This window comes from Mesorhizobium sp. BR1-1-3 (genome assembly GCF_020165455.1).
Lineage (GTDB): Bacteria > Pseudomonadota > Alphaproteobacteria > Rhizobiales > Rhizobiaceae > Mesorhizobium > Mesorhizobium ciceri.
Window position 1 is genome coordinate 25,314 of sequence record NZ_JAIUIC010000025.1, and the last position, 17,447, is coordinate 42,760.

Genomic DNA, 17,447 nt, shown 5'->3' on the forward strand with positions numbered 1-17,447 from the left:
GGACCTGTCAGTCGAGCCGCCACAGCTTGCGGGCATTGCCGGACAACAGCCTGTCGCGCTCGGCAATGCTGCAGCCCGAGAGCAATGCATGGGTCGCCGCTACCCAGGTCGACAGGCCGCCGCCTAGCGTGCAGACCGGCCAGTCGCTGCCCCAGACGACGCGGTCCCAGCCGAATGAATTGATGGTGTGCTCGACGTACGGCCGCAACGTCTCGACCGTCCAGCTGCCGGCATCGGCATAGGCGACGACACCGGAAATCTTGGCCATGACATTCGGGCGCCGGGCGATCTCGCTCATATGCTCGTGCCATGGATGTTCCCTGTTGCCCTTGATGTCGGGCACGCCGCAATGGTCGAGGACGAACGTCACATCGGGTGCCAGGTCGGCAAGCACGATAGCCTTGGGAATCTGGTGCGGCAGCACGACGAGATCGAAGGTCAGGCCGGTGCCGCCAAGCCGCTTGATGCTGTCGCGGAACACCGCACCTTCCGAGAGCTCGTCGGGCGCGACATGAAGGACGCGGCGAAAGCCCTTTACGAACGGGTTTGCCCGCTGCCGTTCGAGATAGGCCGCGAAGTCTCCTTCCTCAGGACGGCAGGACGCGATCACCCCGGCCAGCATGCTGCCGGGCTGCCGTGACAGTCCTTCCACACGAGCCGTCTCGGCTTCGATGTCGGCCGGATCGACATCGACCTCCATATGCAGCACGCGCTCGACGCCGACACGCTGCGCCTCCGTCGCGTAGTCTTCATAAGAGAAATCGCGGTTGAGCGCCGGCACGCCGGCGAGCCAGGGATAGCGCAGGGCCGAGCGATCGATGAGGTGAAGATGGGTGTCGATGATCATGGCGAGGCTCCTCCCTCTGGTTTTTCAAATCATCTCACGAGAGAATTCTTCATTCAAATAAGAATTCACACCGATGAGCCGACTGCTGATCCAGCAAGGTGCGACAGCTTTTCACACGTTGCCAGCAACAGTTCGATTGTCCTGGTGATATCGGGTGCGGAAGGCGCGTTGACCACCGTGATGTAGGGAATCGACAGCGCGGCGATCGCCTTGCCGTCGGAACTGCGCACCGGGGCCGACAGGTTGAAGACGCCGGCTGTCTGCATCGAAGCCATCATCTCGTAGCCACGGTCGCGGATCTGGTCGAGACGGGTGAAGAACTCGCTCGATTGCGCCGTCTTGTCGGTGCTGCGAACGTGTTCGGAAATCATCATCTGGCGCTCTTCCGGTGAGCGGAAGGCGAGCAGCACATGTCCCGAGCCGGTATCGAATAGACTGATATGGGAGCCGACCCGGATCGATATGCCCCAGTAGTTCGGTGCTTCCTGCTGACCGATGACGACGGCAGAACCACGATCAAAAACAACGAGTTGGTTGGCCTGCTGCGATGTCTCGGCAAGCTCACGCATCAGCGGCGTCGCATAGGAGACCAGCCGCCGTACCGGCGCGTGCAACTGTGCCAGGCCGAACAGCTTGAGCGTCAGCGAATAGCGGTCGCCGTCGAGGCGCGTGACGTAGCCACGCCGCACCAGCCGGTCCAGCATGCGATAGAATTCGTTGGGACTGCGGTCGAGTTTCTTGGCGATTTCGGCCTGGGTCAGGCCACCGTCGACGCCCGCCAGCAGTTCAAGGATATCGAGCCCCTTGTCGAGCGCCGGCGCGCGATAGCGCTCGTCTTCGCTGTCGTCCATGGGCTCATCCTCCAGTGAATTTCGCCCTTCATATACGCAGGAACGTGCGCGGCGGAAACAAATTTCGCCTTGACGTGTCTATGAATGTTTTGTTTGTATATGAATGTAGCACTTCTTGTCATCAGACGAGTTGCGGTCGCCGCGAAGGCGGCGCCAAGGGAGGATACCAATGAACAGACTGCTTTCCGGCGTGTGCGCCGGCGCATTGTTGCTCGCGTCAGGTGCAGGCGCTGCTCTTGCCGGCGACCTGCCCGGCAAGTTCGAAGGCGTGACCGTCGACGTGAAGCTGATCGGCGGCCAGCAATATGAAAAGCTCTACGAACGGATCCCGGAATGGGAGAAGGCGACTGGCGCCAAGGTCAACATCCTGACCAAGAAGAACGGCTTCGACATCGACAAGGAGCTCAAGTCGGACATCGCCTCGGGCAGCACCAACTGGTGCGTCGGCTGGAACCATTCCTCCTTCGCGCCGCAATATACCGGCCTCTACACCGACCTCAGCAAGTTGCTGCCGAAGGAAGAGATCGACGCCTTCGTGCCGTCGACGATCAAGGCGGCAACCATCGACGGCAAGCTGGAGATGCTGCCGCGTGCGCAGTTCGACGTTTCGGCGCTCTACTACCAGAAGAGCCTGTACGAGAACGCCGACAACAAGACCAAGTTCAAGGCGAAATACGGCTATGACCTGGTGCCGCCGGACACCTGGAAGGAAGTCACCGACCAGGCCGAGTTCTTCGCCAACCCGCCCAATTTCTACGGCACCCAGTTCGCCGGCAAGGAAGAGGCGATCAACGGCCGCTTCTACGAGATGGTCGTCGCCGAGGGCGGCGAATATCTCGATAAGGACGGCAAGCCGGTCTTCAACTCCGAGGCCGGCATCCGGGCGCTCGACTGGTTCGTCAACCTCTACAAGGCCAAGGCCGTGCCGGCCGGCACCACCAACTATCTCTGGGACGATCTCGGCCAAGGCTTTGCGTCCGGCACTGTCGCCATCAACCTGGATTGGCCGGGCTGGGCCGGCTTCTTCAACGATCCGAAGTCGTCGAAGGTCGCCGGCAATGTCGGCGTCAAAGTCGCGCCGAAGGGTTCGTCCGGCAAGCGCACCGGCTGGTCCGGCTTCCATGGCTTCTCGGTGACCGAGAACTGCCCGAACAAGGAGGCCGCGGCTTCCCTGGTTTGGTGGCTGACCAACGAGGACAGCCAGAAGCTCGAGGCCGCCGCCGGTCCGCTGCCGACCCGCACCGCGGTCTGGGACTGGGACCTGAAGCAGGCCGAAAACGATCCTTACAAGAAGGAGGTTCTTACCGCTTTCCAGGAAGAGGCCAAGCACGCCTTCGCCGTGCCGCAGACGCCTGAATGGATCGAGATCTCGAACGCCGTCTATCCCGAGCTGCAGGCGGCGATCCTCGGCGACAAGACCTCGAAGCAGGCACTGGATGAAGCCGCCGCCAAGGCGACACAAATCCTCCAGGACGCCGGCAAGCTCTAGCAACGGCTCCCAGGGCTGCCTCCCCCATCAGCAATGGGGGAGGCGATCGCGTTGCGCGGGATGCCAGCGGTTTACGCTAACCCTTCGCGCCCAGCCAACGCACCGCCGTCCAAATACAAACACTCAAGGATTCTGATGAAGGGCTTCAAGCCATCCGCGCCATTCCTGCTGCTGCTTCCGGCCATGATCGTGCTGGCGGCGGTGGTGGTGGTGCCGCTGCTTCTGTCGCTCTATTCGAGCTTCACCCCGTTCCGCCTGACGCGGCCCGAAACGTTCTACGTCTTCATCGGCATCCGGAACTATCTTTCGATCCTGTCCAACACCGACTTCTGGTGGGCCTTCGGTCGCACGGTTCTGCTGCTGACCATCGCGCTCAATCTCGAAATGCTGCTCGGACTCGGCCTCGCCATGCTCGTCGAGAAGGCGACGCGCGGCCAGCGCATCCTGCGCACGCTGATGATGTTTCCGATGATGTTCTCGCCGATCCTGGTCGGCTTCCAATTCAAGTTCATGTTCAACGACAATATCGGCCTGGTGAACAATGCGCTGCAGTCGCTCGGCATCACGCGAGACGCCATACCGTGGCTGATCGAGGGCCATCTCGCCTTCATCGCCATCTCGATCGCCGAGATCTGGTCGTCGACGGCGATCTTCGCCATCCTGATCCTCGCCGGCCTGCTCGCCATGCCCAAGGAGCCGATCGAGGCGGCGCGGGTCGACGGCTGCACGCCGTGGCAGACATTCCGCTATGTGACGTGGCCATTCGTCATGCCCTTCGCCTACATCGCCATGACCATCCGTTCGCTCGACGTGGCGCGCGCCTATGACATCGTCAAGATCATGACCGATGGCGGACCGGCGGGCCGCACCGAACTGCTATGGACCTTGGTGGCCCGCACCGCCTACAGCGACGGGCGCATGGGCATGGCCAACGCCATGGCCTATTTTTCGATCCTGCTGTCGATCGCCTTCACCGTCTACTTCTTCAACAAGCTCGCCGCGGCGCGCACGCAGATCGGTGCGGAGTGGTGAGGATGGATGAGAATTCTTCCGCTCGCCTGAAGCGCCGGCTGCTCGGCATCGTCTATCGCATCGGCCTGTTCCTGGCGATGCTGACCATCTGCCTGCCGGGCCTGTGGATCGTGCTGTCGTCGCTGCGGCCGACGGTCGAGATCATGGCAAAGCCGCCGGTCTGGATCCCGCAGGAGATCTCGTTCGACGCCTATGTCGCGATGTTCTCGGGCATCGGCAAGGGCGGCATCCCGGTGATCGAATATTTCCGCAACTCGCTGATCATCTCGGTGACCTCGACGGTGATTGCCGTGGCCATCGGCATGGCCGGCGGCTATGCGTTCGCGCGTTATCGATTTCGCGGCAAATCGAGCGTCTTCCTCGGCCTGATGCTGACGCGCACCGTGCCGGGCATCGCGCTCTCGCTGCCGCTGTTCTTCCTCTATGTGCGGCTCGGCATCATCGACACCCATTTCGGGCTGATCCTCGCCTATGTCGCGCTCAACGTGCCGTTCACCATCTGGCTGATCGACGGCTTCTTCCGCCAGGTGCCCAAGGACCTCGCGGAAGCAGCGCAGATCGATGGCTGCACCCGCTGGCAGGCGTTCTGGCAGGTCGAGTTTCCGCTCGCCGGACCGGGCATTGCGTCGGCCGCGATCTTCGCCTTCCTGACCTGCTGGAACGAGTTCGCGCTGGCCTCGCAGCTGACCCGCTCGGTGAGCGCCAAGACGCTGCCGGTCGGCCTGCTCGACTACACGGCCGAGTTCACCATCGATTGGCGCGGCATGTGCGCGCTGGCCGTGGTGATGATCATCCCGGCGCTCACCCTCACCTACATAGTCCAGAAACACCTTGTCGGCGGCCTGACCTCCGGCGCGGTGAAAGGCTGATCCCATGGCAACCGTTACCCTCACCAAGCTGACCAAGCGCTACGGCACTATTGGGATCGTGCACGGCATCGATCTCGACATTGCCGACCGCGAGTTCATTGCGCTGGTCGGCCCGTCCGGCTGCGGCAAGTCGACGACGCTGCGCATGATCGCCGGGCTGGAGGAAATCAGCGCCGGCTCGATCGAGATCGGCGGACGCATCGTCAACGATTTGCCGCCACGCTCGCGCAACATCTCGATGGTGTTCCAATCCTATGCGCTCTATCCGCACATGACGGTGCGCGAGAATCTCGGCTTCTCCCTGAAGATCGCCGGCGCCGCCAAAGAAGACATGGACCGCCGCGTCGCCGAGGCCTCGGCCATCCTCGGCCTCGACACGTTGCTCGACCGCCGCCCGTCGCAACTGTCCGGCGGTCAGCGCCAGCGCGTCGCGATGGGCCGCGCCATCGTGCGCGACCCCGATGTGTTTCTGTTCGACGAACCGCTTTCCAATCTCGACGCCAAATTGCGCACGCAGATGCGCACCGAGATCAAGAAGCTGCATGCCAAGGTGCAGTCGACAGTGATCTACGTCACCCACGACCAGGTCGAGGCGATGACGCTTGCCGATCGCATCGTCATCATGCGCGACGGTCATATCGAACAGGTCGGCACGCCCGACGAGGTGTTCCGGCGGCCGGCGACGCGCTTCGTCGCCGGCTTCATCGGCTCACCGCCGATGAATCTGCACGAGGCGACGATCGATGACGGCCAGATGGTTTTCGCCAGTGGCGAAAGACTGCCGCTGCCCGCTCAGTTCAAGGCCAATGTCACCACCGGCGACAAGATCGTGTTCGGGCTGCGGCCGGACGACATCTATCCGACCGGCCATGGCATCAGTTCCGGTGGCGCGGCAGACGTCCACCAGATCGAACTGCCGATCACGGTCACCGAGCCGCTCGGCAACGAGACGCTGGTGTTCGTCGAATTCAACGGTACGGACTGGGTGTCGCGCATGCTGAACCCGAGGCCACTGCGGCCGGGCGAGCGGGTCGCCATGAGCCTCGACATGTCGCAGGCGCATCTGTTTGCCACTGAGACCGGAAAGACATTGCGGAGCTGATCGGCATGGCCAGAATCGAGAAAGTCGACCTTTGCATGGTGGACCTTGTGCCCAAGGTCAAGCGCACCGACGCGATCCAGAGCTTCGTCAGCCAGGAAACGCCGATCGTCACGATCACCGATTCCGACGGTGCGGTCGGCACCGGTTACAGCTACACGATCGGCACCGGCGGTTCGTCGGTGATGCGGCTGCTCTCGGACCATCTGGTGCCGCGCCTGATCGGCCGCGATCCCGACATGATCGAGGCGATCTGGCACGATCTCGAATTCGCCACCCATGCCACGACCATCGGGGCGATCACCGCCATCGCGATCGCCGCCATCGATACAGCACTCTGGGATCTGCGGGCCAAGAAGCAAAACCTGCCTTTGTGGAAACTGGCCGGCGGCGCCAAGGATCGTTGTCCGCTTTACACCACCGAAGGCGGTTGGCTGCACATCGAGACGCAGGCGCTGGTCGACGATGCGCTGGCCGCCAAGGCGAAGGGATTTCGCGGCTCGAAAGTCAAGATCGGCAGGCCGCACGGGTCGGAGGATCTTGCCCGCCTGTCGGCGGTGCGCAAGGCGGTCGGCGACGGCTACGAGATCATGACCGACGCCAATCAGGGGTTTTCGGTCGACGAAGCGATCCGGCGCGCGGCGCGACTGCGTGAGCTCGACCTCGCCTGGATCGAGGAACCGCTGCCGGCAGACGACATCGACGGGCATGTGCGATTGTCGAACTCGACGCCGACGCCGATCGCCATCGGCGAGTCGCTCTACTCCCTCCGCCATTTTCGCGAGTACATGCAGAAAGGCGCCTGCTCGATCGTGCAGGTCGATGTCGGCCGTATCGGCGGCATCACGCCCTGGCTCAAGATTGCGCACGCGGCAGAGGCCTTCGACATTCCGGTCTGCCCGCATTTCCTGATGGAACTGCATGTCAGCCTGACCTGCGCTGTTCAGAACGGCCGATATGTCGAGTACATTCCGCAGCTCGACCAGTTGACCGGCAAGCGCATGCGCATCGAAGATGGCCAGGCGCTGGCGCCCGACGAACCGGGAATCGGCATCGATTGGGACTGGGACGCGGTCAAGGCCATGAGCATCGCCGAATTCACCACGGCGATCACGAAATAGGAGACTGATATGCAGCGGATGGGGATGATTCTCGGACTGAAGCCGGAAAAGGTCGAGGAGTATGTCCGCCTCCATGCCGCCGTCTGGCCCGGCGTGCTGACCATGATCTCGGCCTGCAACATCAAGAATTATTCGATCTACCTGAAGCGGCCGGAGAACCTGCTGTTTTCCTATTTTGAATACCACGGCACCGACTATGCCGCCGACATGGCCAAGATGGCGGCCGACCCGAAGACGCAGGAATGGTGGGCCGTCTGCATGCCCTGCCAGGAGCCGCTGGCGACCCGCCAGGAGGGCGAGTGGTGGGCCGAGATGGATGAGGTCTTCCATCATGACTGAAGGCGGCTTCGACCCTGCCTTGCTCGTTCAATCCTGGCCAAAACCCTCAAGACCCCGGCCGATCGTCACCTTCGGCGCGGGATCGATCGTCGGCGACGCGCATTTCCCAGCCTACCGGAAGGCCGGCTTTCCGGTTGCCGGGCTTTATGATCCTGATCATGCCAGGGCTGAAAAGCTGGCCAGCCAATGGGGCGTGACGGCCTTTGGCTCGGTCGAAGAAGCGACTGCTGTCGAGGGCGCGATCTTCGACCTTGCCACCCCGCCGTCGCATCATGCCGATGTGCTGAAGTCCTTGCCTGACGGCGCGGTGGCGCTGATCCAGAAGCCGATGGGCAGCAATCTTGCCGAGGCGACCGCGATCCTCGAAATCTGCCGCGCCAGGAGGCTGCACGCGGCGGTGAACTTCCAATTGCGCTTCGCGCCAATGATGCTGGCGCTGAAGGATGCCATCGGCAAGGGCTGGCTCGGCGAGATCGTCGACTTCGACGCCTGGCTGGCGCTGGCGACACCATGGGAGCTTTGGGAATTCCTGCTCAAGGCGCCGCGCGTCGAGATCGCCATGCATTCGATCCACTATCTCGACCTGATCCGGCAGTTGCTCGGCGACCCCAGAGGCGTGCACGCCAAGACACTCGGCCATCCCAACCATAAGGTGGCGCAGACGCGCACCAGCGCCATTCTCGACTATGGCGACACCGTGCGTTGCGCGCTGTCGATCAACCACGACCACAAATTCGGTCGCCGGCATCAGGCCTGCGAGTTCCGCATCTGCGGCACAGAGGGTGCCGCCTATCTCAAGCTGGGTCTCAACCTCGATTATCCCCAGGGCGAACCGGACATTCTGGAAATCCATCCGAAGGGCGGAACGGACTGGATCGCCGTGCCCTTGGCCGGCGAGTGGTTTCCCGATGCCTTCGTCGGCCGCATGGCCAATGTCCAGCGCTTTGCGGCCGGAGAAGATGATACGCTGATAAGCCCCGTCGAAGATGCCTGGAACACGATGGCACTGGTCGAGGCCGCCTACCAGTCGAGCGCGGCACCGGCGACACCGATCGCGGAAAGACCCTGATGGAACAGATCCAATATTTCGAGGATTACGAGATTGGCGCGTCGCGCCTAACAAGCGGCCGCACCATCACCGAGACCGACTTCATCGTCCATGCCGGCCACACTGGCGATTTCTTTCCGCACCATATGGACGCCGAGTACATGAAGACGACGCCATTCGGCCAGCGCATCGCGCATGGCACGCTGGTGTTCTCGGTCGGCATCGGGCTGACCGCGAGCGTCGTCAACCCTGTCGCCTTTTCCTACGGCTACGACCGGCTGCGCTTCATCAAGCCGGTGTTCATCGGCGACACAATCCGCACGCGCACCACCATCGCGGTCAAGGAAGACGATCCCAAGCGGCCGGGTTCAGGACGGGTGATCGAGCGGTGCGAGGTGATCAACCAGCGCGGCGACGTGGTGCTGGCGGCAGACCACATCTACATCGTCGAACGCAGGCCGGCGCAGGGCTGAGACTCGGGAAAGTCCTACGAGCCGGTAGCGCGCTTGGTAATGCGCTCCAGCCCGAGCAAGAGAACCAGCGTCGCCACGACCAGGATCATTGTCAGTGCCGCGCCGGCAAAGATGTCGCCGCGATCGGTAAGGCTGAAGATCGAGACCGGCAGCGTCACCCAACCCGGCGGGTAGACCATGACGGTGGCGCCGAGTTCCCCCATCGACAGCGCGAAACTGAGACCGAAGGCGGCGACCAGATAGGGTGCGAGCAAGGGCAGTGTGACGTGCCAAAGCCGGTAGGCCGGGCGAGCGCCGAGGCTCGATGCCACCTGCTCGAAGTCGGGCGAAAGCCGCGCCAGTCCAGCCGAGACATTGCCGAAGGTGAAAGCCGAGATCAGCACGAAATGCGCGATCATGACGATCGCGATCGTGCCGTTGAGCAGCAGCGGCGGATGGCTGAAGGCAACCAGCAGGCCAAGGCCGACAGACACCGAAGGGACCGCGCTTGGGATGAAGAACAAAAGGCCGAGCAGCCGCCGCAAGGCATGGCCCTGGAGGCGCAGCGACAGGGCCGCCCAGGTGCCGCTGACCAGCGCCAGCGCGCTGGCCAGGAAGCCGGTGACCAGGCTGGCCTTGACCGCTCTGCCGGCGGCACCGGAAATGACATCGGTGTAGTGCTCCGTCGTCAGGCCGTTGGGCAGCACGCCGTTCCACTGGTCGGCGAGGCTGGACAGGAGGATGACCGCGAGCGGCGCCAGGAACAGCACGCCGAAGATCAGTGCGAAGAGCACCCACAGGACAAGACGACCGGAGCGTGACCAGACCAGCATAGGCTAGGCTCCCAACCGGCCGGCGGCGAAACGGTAGAGGCCAAACAGGCCGAGTGACAGCGCGATGTTGACGACGGCGATGATACAGGCGACCTGATAGGCCGATTCCTGGATCGCCTTGCCGTAGATCAGCAGCGGCAGGGTGATGACGCCCTTGGCGCCGATGAACAGCACGATGCCGAATTCGTTGACGGTCAACAACAGGCAGAGGCTGCCGCCGGCGATGAGTGCCGGGATTGCCGCCGGCAGGATCACCTGGCGAACGATGCGAAACGGCCGCGCGCCGAGCACGCTCGCCGCTTCGATCTGGCCACGGTCGACCAGCGAAAAGGCGGCGAGCAGCGGCCGCAGGATGAAGGGTGTGTAGACAGTGACCTCGGCCAGGATCACACCCCACGCGGAATAGAGGAAATCGACGGGCGGCAGCGGCAGCGAAAAGGTCTCCATCAGCCCGGCATTGAGCATGCCGGCGGAGCCGTAGAGGAAGGTGAAGGCAAGCGTCACCAGGAATGTCGGCAGCGCGATGAAAGTATCGATCAGCCGGGCGATGAAGCCGCTGCCGGGGAACGGCACGAAGGCCAGAATCAGCGCCAGCACGAGGCCGACGACCAGGCATCCGGCTGTCGCCGCGACCGAGATCGATACCGTGTTGATCAGCGCGTTGAGGAAGAAGCGCGAACGCAGCACGCGGATGACTTCGGCGACATTGGCGACGCCGCTGTCGTCGAGGAAGGCCTGGCGGGCGATCAGCGCCAGCGGATAAAAGAACAGCAGCGCCAGCAGGGCCGCCGGTGGCACTATCCAGAGCTTGCCGGGTTCCCTCCGAAACGCCGGCGCGCGAAGTGTGACGGCCTCAGACACCGGCGTCTTCCGGGAGAAGCGAGGTGTCGGCGGGCGCGAAGAACAGCGGCACCTTGGCGCCGGGTTCGGGCAAGGCGATCGGCAGCCTGGTCGCCGAGACACGCACCGGCGTGCCGTCGACGTCGAGCACGAGATGGGTCAGTTCGCCCTGCCAGTGCACTTCCTGGAGCGTGCCCACGATGCGGTTGGTATGGTCGCTGTCGGCGGTCAGGCTGAGATGCTGCGGCCTGATACAGAGCAGGCTCTTGTCGCCGGCCTTCTCGTTGCGGCCGGCGCCGGTCAGCAGCGCGTCACCATGCCTTGCCGTGGCAAATCCCTTCGACCCGACGGCCTCGGCAACCGTTACCGGAAGAAGATTGGCGCGGCCGAGGAACTCGGCCGTAAAACGGTTTGGCGGGCGGCGGTAGAGTTCGGTCGTCGGTCCATGCGAACAGACCCTGCCGTCGCGCATGATGGCGATTTTGTCGGCAAGCGTCAGCGCCTCGGTCTGGTCGTGGGTGACATAGAGGATCGTCAGGCCGGGCAGGCTGCGGTGCAGCCGCGCAATCTCCTCGACCATGTTGCGGCGGATCTGGGCGTCGAGCGCCGAGAGCGGCTCGTCGAGCAGGAGCACACGCGGCCGCACGGCCAAGGCACGCGCAATCGCCACGCGCTGCTGCTGGCCGCCCGAAAGCTCGCGCGGATAGCGCCGGGCATAGGCCGACATGCCGACAGTGCCCAGCGCATCCTTGATCCGCTCGCCGATCAGCGCCTTGTTGGCGCCCTGTGCTCTGAGGCCGAAGGCAACGTTGTCCTCGACCCGCATATGTGGAAACAGCGCGTAGTTCTGCACCACCATGCCGAGGCCGCGCTCGTAGGGCGGCAGATCGGTCACATCGGTGGCGCCGATGCGGATCCGCCCGCTGGCGGGTCGCACGAAGCCGGCCACGGCGCGCAAGGCCGTCGTCTTGCCGGAGCCGGATGGGCCGATCATCGCCAGGATCTCGCCAGGTGCGATATCCAGGGTCAGCGGATGCAGGACGACATGCGCGCCATAGGCAACGCTGACCTTGTCGAAATGGACATTGGAGCCGGCGCCGCGAACCTTCGCGGCGTCGATGTCCATGACACTGGTACCAGTAAAGGCTGCGGCCGACATGGCGTGGTCCTCCGGGTTTCCCTTGCGGATCAACTTCCGGTCGCTTCGTTCCAGCGCTTGACATAATCGGGCAGCTTGCTCAGCGCGTCGTCCCAGTTCGGCGACCAGATGGTCACGCCTTTCATCGCCTCCTGCGCCTTGGCGAAGTTGGCGTCATCCGGCTTGACGTCCTTGCGAGCCGGCATGCCGAGCGCAACGGAACTGATGCTCGACTGGGCTTCCTTGGAGAGCAGGAAGTCGATCAGTTTCTTGCCGTTGTCTGCGTTGGGTGCGCCGGTGACCAGGCCGATTTCATAGGGCAGCGCGAAGGTGGAGCGCACACCGTCAGGTCCAGCCGGCCAGAACACCTTGATATTGGGATTGTCGGCCATCTGCGACATGTTCATCTGCAGATCGCCATTGGCGACATGCAGCTCACCCTTGTTGACCAGCGCGGTCAGCTTGCCGGTCGAAGCGGAGGGGCCGACATTGTTGTCCTGCAGCTTCTTCATGAACTCGAAGCCGGCATCCTCGCTGCCGAAGGCGTGGATGATCTGCAGCATGACGGCGGTGCCGTCACCGGCCTGGCCGGGGGTAGAATACTGGATCTTGCCCTTGAACTTCGGGTCGAGCAGGTCGTTGTAGGCCTTTGGCGCTTCCGGCAGGACGGCACTGTTGTAGATGAAGTTCATATAGTTGTTGACCAGCGGCCGGTACTTGTCTGTGCCGCCATCGATCTGGTCGGCGGCTTCCGGCTTGTAGTCCTGCAGCAGGCCGTCAGCCGCGGCCCGCTGCACGAAGGGCGGCAAGGTCACCAGCACGTCGGCCTGCGGATTCGACTTTTCCTTGGCGACACGCTCGACGACGCCGCCGGAACCTGCCTCGATATACTGCACGGTGATGCCGGTGGCCTTGGTGAAGGCGGCGAATTCGGTCTCGAACCAGCTGCCATTGCCGTCATGCAGGCCGTCGGCGGAATAGATGGTGACGACGCCGTCGGCGAGTGCCGGTCCGACAAGAGCCGACGACGCCAACAGCGACGCGGCGAAGGCCATAGCTATGGTTGCCTTTTGCGATTTCATGCTCAGTTCCCCTGTGATTGATGGCACATTCTGCGATGCACTGTGACGATCTCGCCTGTAGGCCGGAGCCTTATGCGGCACCGTTCGATCTCGTCGTTGTGCCGACTTTGGGGACTGAGGATCGATAAGTAAAATCTATTTATTTTATGAGAGGCAAATTTTACCTGATAGTTGTCATGGAACTGTCGCAACGCTGGCCTGGCTTCGATTCCGGCCTCGCGGAAGGCCCGCGATTGGCGGCAGAGATGGTGATGGTCAGCCGAATGAAACCCCAGATGTCTGCGCCCGCAGCCGCGGGTCGAACGAACGAACGGTAACCGGCCGGCCTTCGAGAATTTCGAAGCAGCGCGCGAGCGTGTCGTCTTCGAGCCGGCGCATGGCCCCCTGCGTGAAGAAGGTGAGATGCGGAAACAGGATGACGTTGTCGCGGCCGAACAGCGCGCTCATCGGATGGCCCGATTTGGCCAGCGGCTCGACCGAATAGACGTCGAGCCCGGCGCCGCCGATGCGCCCCGAGATGATCGCCTCGACAAGGGCGGCCTCGTCGATCAGCGCGCCGCGCGAGACGTTGACGACGATAGCTGAAGGCTTCAGGCAAGCGAGCTCGGCTTCACCAATCAAGCCGCGCGTCCTGTCGTTCAGCACGCAGTGGAGGGAAACGAAATCGCAGGCGCGCAGCATGACGTGGAGGTCTTCTACCTTCTCGATGCCGGCGGTGCGCATGGTTGCGACATCGACACCGGGATCGAAGCCGAGAACGCGCGCGTGAAATCCTTGGCCTGCCATGCGCGCCATGCTGCGGCCGATCTTGCCGCAGCCGACGAGCCCAAGCGTGGCGCCGGACATGTCGCGCCCCAGCCAGCGTTGCTCGGGCCAGATCCAACCATCACGTGACACCGCCGCGGTGATGGAGGGCAGCCGCTTGGCCAGCGCGATCATCAGCGCGAAGGCGCCTTCGGCGACGGTTTCCTCAGCATAATCCGGCACGTTGACAACGGGAATGCCACGCCGCATCGCGGCGGGGATGTCGATGGCATCGACGCCGACGCCATATTTGACAATGCCGTTCAATCTGGGAGCCGCCTCGATCACCCGTGCGGTGATCGGCGTGTAGCACATCAGCAAAAGATCGGCGTCCGCAACGGCCTGCATGAGATCAGCTTCGGGGATGCCGTCCGGCAGCGTCACCAGTTCGACCCCCCTCGCCCGCAAGCCGGCGTCGATGCCGGGACATTCGAGTTCGCGGTCGGTGCGCACGGCCTTCACGGTCAGGCCGCCAGCACCGTGCGCTCGACGATGTCGAGCGCGCCGTCGAGGTCGGTTTTCGAAATGACCAGCGGCGGCGACAGCGTCAACACGTTGCCTTGGCTGATCTTGAAGCTCAGCCCCTGTTCAAGGCAAGCATAGAAGACGCGCTCGGCGAGATCGCGTGCCGGCTGGCGCGTATCGCGATCCTCGACGAGCTCGACGCCGACCATCAGTCCCCTGCCCCTGACGTCGCCGACATGGGGCGAGCGCGCCATCAGGTGCTGCATGCGCCCTAGCATGTGCCGACCGAGTTCGGCCGCGCGCTCGACCAGCCCTTCCTCCAGGATGATGTCGATCGTCGTCAATGCGGCGCGGGTCGTCACCGGGTTCTTCTCGTGGGTGTAGTGGCCGATCGCGAAGCCACCGGTGACGTCGAGATCGCGGCGCGCGATGATGGCGGCGATCGGCAGGACGCCGCCGCCGAGCGACTTGCCGAGGACGACGATGTCAGGCGTCACATCATCATGCTCGTGCGCGAAGAATTTGCCGGTCTTGCCAAGGCCGGTCGGGATCTCGTCGAAGATCAAGAGCGTGCCGTGCCGGTCGCAGGCCTCGCGCACCCGCTTCCAGAAGCCCGGCGGCGGCGGGTTTGGCGTCGCCCGCATCGGTTCGGCGACGACCGCCGCCACGTCCTGCTCGCGGCCAAGGACGTAGGCAATCATGTTGGCGCAGGCGAGGCCCGATGCTTCCAGGGAATCGTGGCCATAGGGGCAGCGATAGCCGTCCCAAGGCGCGACGTGCTCGGTGCCGGTCATCATCGGGCCTGATATGTGCGAGCGGAAGGTCGCCTCGCCACCAACGCTTGCTGCGCCAAAGCCGGCGCCATGGAACGCATCCCAGAACGACACCGTCTTGAAGCGGCCGGTCGCGGCGCGGGCGATCTTCAGCGCGACCTCGATGGCGTCCGAGCCGCCGGTGGTGAACAGCACTTTGCCGAGATTGCCGGGCGCCAATGCCGCCAGCTTCTCGGCCAGTTCGACGGCGGGCTCACAGGTGAAACGGCGCGGCGCAAAGCAGAGCTGATCGAGCTGCTTCTTGATGGCGGCCACAAGCCTCGGGTGGCCATAGCCGAGGTGATGGACGCTGTTGCCGTGGAAATCCATGAAGCGGCGACCGGCGGTGTCCTCGATCCAGATGCCTTGCGCCTTGGCGATCGTCGACAAACAGGGGCTGGACAGGCTCTGGTGCATGAAGGCGGCCGCGTCGCGATCGAGCAGGCCGCGGATCCGCGGATCGCCCTGCCCGGCATCCCAGCGACCGCGAGCCGCTGTGGTGTTGGAATCGCCTTCGGTGTGCACAAGTTCAGATATCGCGGCCATCATGGTCTCCGAAATGCGAATGAGGGAGCGGCGAACGCTCCCTCGATTGTTCTATCCGTCAATGCCGTCCGGTCAGGACCAGGGCAGCGAAAATGTCTTCACATTGGTGTAGCTCTTCATCGCTTCGATGACGCCTTCCTTGTAGCCATTGCCCGAATCCTTGATGCCGCCGAAGGGCGACATCTCGATGCGATAGCCCGGCACTTCCCAGATGTTGACGGTGCCGACCTGAAGGCCGGCGATGTATTTCTGCATGCGCGGAAAAGAGTTGGTGCAGACGCCCGACGACAGGCCGAAGGCGGTCGAGTTGGAGAGCGCAATCAACGCCTCGTCATCGTCCGGCGCACGCACGATCGGGATGATCGGCCCGAAGGTTTCTTCCATGACCAGCTCGGATGTATGCGGCACGCGATCGACGACGATTGGCGGCAGCAACGCGCCCTGGCGGCCCGGATTGTAGAGAATGTCGGCGCCTTGCTCGGCAGCCATGTGGACGCGGGCTTCGAACAGCGCCGCCGCCTTCTCGTTCACGACGGTGCCAAGGTCGGTCGCGCGGTCCATCGGATCGCCGAAGCGGATCTTCTTCGCCCGCTCCAGCACCAGCGGCACGAAACGGTCGGCGACACTTTCCTGGACGAGGATGCGCTTGACCGCGGTGCAGCGCTGGCCGGAGTTTTTCGTCGCTCCGGCCACTGCCAAGTCCGCCGCCTTTGCCAGATCCTCGTCCGATAGATCGTTGAGAATGATCAGCGGGTCGTTGCCGCCGAGCTCCAGCACCTGGCGCTTGTAGCCGGCGGTGCGGGCGATCATCTTGCCGACCGGCACGCCGCCGGTGAAGGTGATCAGGTCGATGTTCTCGTTGGTGATCATCTCGTTGCCGATATCGGCCGGCCAGCCGGTCACCACCGACAGCATCTCCGGCGGCAGGCCGGCTTCATAGAGAATGTCGGCCAAGAGAAGTGCGGTCATCGGCGTCAGTTCGGTCGGCTTGACAACCACGCAATTGTTGGTGGCGATCGCCGGCGCCACCTTGTGCGAGACCATGTTGAGCGGATGATTGAACGGCGTGATCGCCGAGATCGCCTTCAACGGCTCGCGGGTGGTGAAGATCTTGCGCGCCTTGCCGTGCGGGGTGAGGTCGCAGGAGAAGATCTGCCCGTCATCCTGGATGCACATCTGCGCCGACAGCGTGAACACGTCATAGGCGCGGCCGACCTCATAGAGCGAGTCCGTCTTGGAGATGCCGAGCTCGAGCGTGATCAGATCGGAGATTTCTTCGCGGCGCGAGGCCAGCGCTTGCGCCGTGCGAAACAGGATCTGCTGGCGCTCGTAGCGGGTCAGCTTCGATTTGTAGCCGGCGGCGATCTCGAACGCCTGGCGGGCGTGATCGGCGCGGCCGGCCGGAACGGTGCCGATGACGGTGTCGTTCCAGGGGTAGCGCACCTCGACGACGCCGTCGGCATCGACTCGTCTGCCGGCGATGCGCATCGGCTCGTGGCGAACTTTGATGGCGGGGTCGAGCTTGGTCATGGGTTCTGCTCCAGCAGATTCTTGGGTACGCCGCGGGGTCGACCCCCACTCCGGCCCTTCGGGCCACCTCTCCCCCGATCGACGGGGGAGAGGAAATCAGGCGAGGTCAGTGCCTCAACGTTTTCAGGCTAAGCCGCGGCTAACCCTGGCGCCTTTCCTCTCCCCCGTCGATCGGGGGAGAGCGACTATCTGGGGTGTCAAGTTGCACTCGCGAACTCGTTGCGCGCATCGCGTGCTTTTGCATTGAGGA

17 protein-coding genes are annotated in these 17,447 nt (G+C 63.5%); 8 read left to right on the top strand and 9 right to left on the bottom strand.

Annotation, left to right across the window (positions count from 1 at the left end; all coding sequences use genetic code 11):
* Nucleotides 1-7 precede the first annotated feature (7 nt).
* Nucleotides 8-847, bottom strand: coding sequence for an amidohydrolase family protein (locus LB559_RS31950; RefSeq protein ID WP_224675842.1), 840 nt, complete (start codon nt 845-847; stop codon nt 8-10).
* Nucleotides 848-912: 65 nt separating this feature from the next.
* On the bottom strand, nt 913-1,698 hold the full coding sequence (locus tag LB559_RS31955; RefSeq protein ID WP_013533023.1) for an IclR family transcriptional regulator: 786 nt from the start codon (nt 1,696-1,698) through the stop codon (nt 913-915).
* A gap of 169 nt (nt 1,699-1,867) precedes the next feature.
* Here LB559_RS31955 and LB559_RS31960 point away from each other — a divergent pair, with 169 nt between their 5' ends.
* The 8 genes from LB559_RS31960 to LB559_RS31995 all read left to right on the top strand — a co-directional run bounded on the left by LB559_RS31960 (nt 1,868) and on the right by LB559_RS31995 (nt 9,168).
* The gene (locus LB559_RS31960) at nt 1,868-3,187 is read left to right on the top strand and encodes an ABC transporter substrate-binding protein (protein ID WP_224675843.1); all 1,320 of its coding nucleotides are present in this window, start codon (nt 1,868-1,870) and stop codon (nt 3,185-3,187) included.
* 135 nt (nt 3,188-3,322) lie between these two features.
* Nucleotides 3,323-4,219 carry a carbohydrate ABC transporter permease gene (locus LB559_RS31965; protein WP_013533025.1) on the top strand — a complete coding sequence of 299 codons (897 nt, stop codon included), beginning with the start codon at nt 3,323-3,325 and terminating at the stop codon, nt 4,217-4,219.
* A 2-nt stretch (nt 4,220-4,221) separates the two neighbouring features.
* On the top strand, nt 4,222-5,088 hold the full coding sequence (locus LB559_RS31970) for a carbohydrate ABC transporter permease (RefSeq protein WP_063171551.1): 867 nt from the start codon (nt 4,222-4,224) through the stop codon (nt 5,086-5,088).
* A gap of 4 nt (nt 5,089-5,092) precedes the next feature.
* The gene (locus LB559_RS31975; RefSeq protein WP_224675844.1) at nt 5,093-6,190 is read left to right on the top strand and encodes an ABC transporter ATP-binding protein; all 1,098 of its coding nucleotides are present in this window, start codon (nt 5,093-5,095) and stop codon (nt 6,188-6,190) included.
* Between the two features lie 5 nt (nt 6,191-6,195).
* Nucleotides 6,196-7,308 (top strand): mandelate racemase/muconate lactonizing enzyme family protein, encoded by a 1,113-nt coding sequence (locus LB559_RS31980; protein ID WP_063167541.1) that lies wholly within the window; start codon nt 6,196-6,198, stop codon nt 7,306-7,308.
* 9 nt (nt 7,309-7,317) lie between these two features.
* A complete protein-coding gene (locus LB559_RS31985; RefSeq protein WP_063171549.1) occupies nt 7,318-7,647 on the top strand; it encodes an L-rhamnose mutarotase in 330 nt (109 codons plus the stop codon).
* On the top strand, nt 7,640-8,716 hold the full coding sequence (locus LB559_RS31990; protein WP_224675845.1) for a Gfo/Idh/MocA family protein: 1,077 nt from the start codon (nt 7,640-7,642) through the stop codon (nt 8,714-8,716). The genes LB559_RS31985 and LB559_RS31990 overlap by 8 nt, the downstream gene beginning before the upstream one ends.
* On the top strand, nt 8,713-9,168 hold the full coding sequence (locus LB559_RS31995) for a MaoC/PaaZ C-terminal domain-containing protein (protein ID WP_027163926.1): 456 nt from the start codon (nt 8,713-8,715) through the stop codon (nt 9,166-9,168). The genes LB559_RS31990 and LB559_RS31995 overlap by 4 nt, the downstream gene beginning before the upstream one ends.
* A 14-nt stretch (nt 9,169-9,182) precedes the next feature.
* Here LB559_RS31995 and LB559_RS32000 read toward each other — a convergent pair whose 3' ends face one another.
* From LB559_RS32000 to phnY, 7 genes are all read right to left on the bottom strand, one after another.
* Nucleotides 9,183-9,980, bottom strand: a complete 798-nt coding sequence (locus LB559_RS32000) for an ABC transporter permease subunit (RefSeq protein ID WP_013533032.1) — start codon at nt 9,978-9,980, stop codon at nt 9,183-9,185.
* A 3-nt stretch (nt 9,981-9,983) separates the two neighbouring features.
* A complete protein-coding gene (locus LB559_RS32005; protein WP_224675846.1) occupies nt 9,984-10,841 on the bottom strand; it encodes a 2-aminoethylphosphonate ABC transporter permease subunit in 858 nt (285 codons plus the stop codon).
* Nucleotides 10,834-11,979, bottom strand: a complete 1,146-nt coding sequence (locus LB559_RS32010) for an ABC transporter ATP-binding protein (protein ID WP_224675847.1) — start codon at nt 11,977-11,979, stop codon at nt 10,834-10,836. Before LB559_RS32010 ends, LB559_RS32005 begins: the two co-directional genes overlap by 8 nt.
* A gap of 29 nt (nt 11,980-12,008) precedes the next feature.
* Entirely contained in the window at nt 12,009-13,040 is a 1,032-nt protein-coding gene (locus LB559_RS32015; RefSeq protein ID WP_013533035.1) for a 2-aminoethylphosphonate ABC transporter substrate-binding protein, read from the bottom strand.
* Nucleotides 13,041-13,295: 255 nt separating this feature from the next.
* Nucleotides 13,296-14,306: a C-terminal binding protein gene (locus LB559_RS32020; RefSeq protein WP_224675848.1), complete on the bottom strand. Its 1,011-nt coding sequence runs from the start codon at nt 14,304-14,306 to the stop codon at nt 13,296-13,298.
* Between the two features lie 2 nt (nt 14,307-14,308).
* Nucleotides 14,309-15,667, bottom strand: a complete 1,359-nt coding sequence (locus tag LB559_RS32025; protein ID WP_063167535.1) for an aspartate aminotransferase family protein — start codon at nt 15,665-15,667, stop codon at nt 14,309-14,311.
* 72 nt (nt 15,668-15,739) lie between these two features.
* Nucleotides 15,740-17,197 (bottom strand): phosphonoacetaldehyde dehydrogenase, encoded by a 1,458-nt coding sequence (phnY, locus tag LB559_RS32030; RefSeq protein ID WP_224675849.1) that lies wholly within the window; start codon nt 17,195-17,197, stop codon nt 15,740-15,742.
* Nucleotides 17,198-17,447 lie beyond the last annotated feature (250 nt).

What these genes read in the sequence shown, in the direction of transcription:
- LB559_RS31950 (WP_224675842.1), bottom strand. Translation starts at nt 847, where the DNA reads ATGATCATCGACACCCATCTTCACCTCATCGATCGCTCGGCCCTGCGC.
- LB559_RS31955 (WP_013533023.1), bottom strand. Translation starts at nt 1,698, where the DNA reads ATGGACGACAGCGAAGACGAGCGCTATCGCGCGCCGGCGCTCGACAAG.
- LB559_RS31960 (WP_224675843.1), top strand. Translation starts at nt 1,868, where the DNA reads ATGAACAGACTGCTTTCCGGCGTGTGCGCCGGCGCATTGTTGCTCGCG.
- LB559_RS31965 (WP_013533025.1), top strand. Translation starts at nt 3,323, where the DNA reads ATGAAGGGCTTCAAGCCATCCGCGCCATTCCTGCTGCTGCTTCCGGCC.
- LB559_RS31970 (WP_063171551.1), top strand. Translation starts at nt 4,222, where the DNA reads ATGGATGAGAATTCTTCCGCTCGCCTGAAGCGCCGGCTGCTCGGCATC.
- LB559_RS31975 (WP_224675844.1), top strand. Translation starts at nt 5,093, where the DNA reads ATGGCAACCGTTACCCTCACCAAGCTGACCAAGCGCTACGGCACTATT.
- LB559_RS31980 (WP_063167541.1), top strand. Translation starts at nt 6,196, where the DNA reads ATGGCCAGAATCGAGAAAGTCGACCTTTGCATGGTGGACCTTGTGCCC.
- LB559_RS31985 (WP_063171549.1), top strand. Translation starts at nt 7,318, where the DNA reads ATGCAGCGGATGGGGATGATTCTCGGACTGAAGCCGGAAAAGGTCGAG.
- LB559_RS31990 (WP_224675845.1), top strand. Translation starts at nt 7,640, where the DNA reads ATGACTGAAGGCGGCTTCGACCCTGCCTTGCTCGTTCAATCCTGGCCA.
- LB559_RS32000 (WP_013533032.1), bottom strand. Translation starts at nt 9,980, where the DNA reads ATGCTGGTCTGGTCACGCTCCGGTCGTCTTGTCCTGTGGGTGCTCTTC.
- LB559_RS32010 (WP_224675847.1), bottom strand. Translation starts at nt 11,979, where the DNA reads ATGTCGGCCGCAGCCTTTACTGGTACCAGTGTCATGGACATCGACGCC.
- LB559_RS32015 (WP_013533035.1), bottom strand. Translation starts at nt 13,040, where the DNA reads ATGAAATCGCAAAAGGCAACCATAGCTATGGCCTTCGCCGCGTCGCTG.
- LB559_RS32025 (WP_063167535.1), bottom strand. Translation starts at nt 15,667, where the DNA reads ATGGCCGCGATATCTGAACTTGTGCACACCGAAGGCGATTCCAACACC.
- phnY (WP_224675849.1), bottom strand. Translation starts at nt 17,197, where the DNA reads ATGACCAAGCTCGACCCCGCCATCAAAGTTCGCCACGAGCCGATGCGC.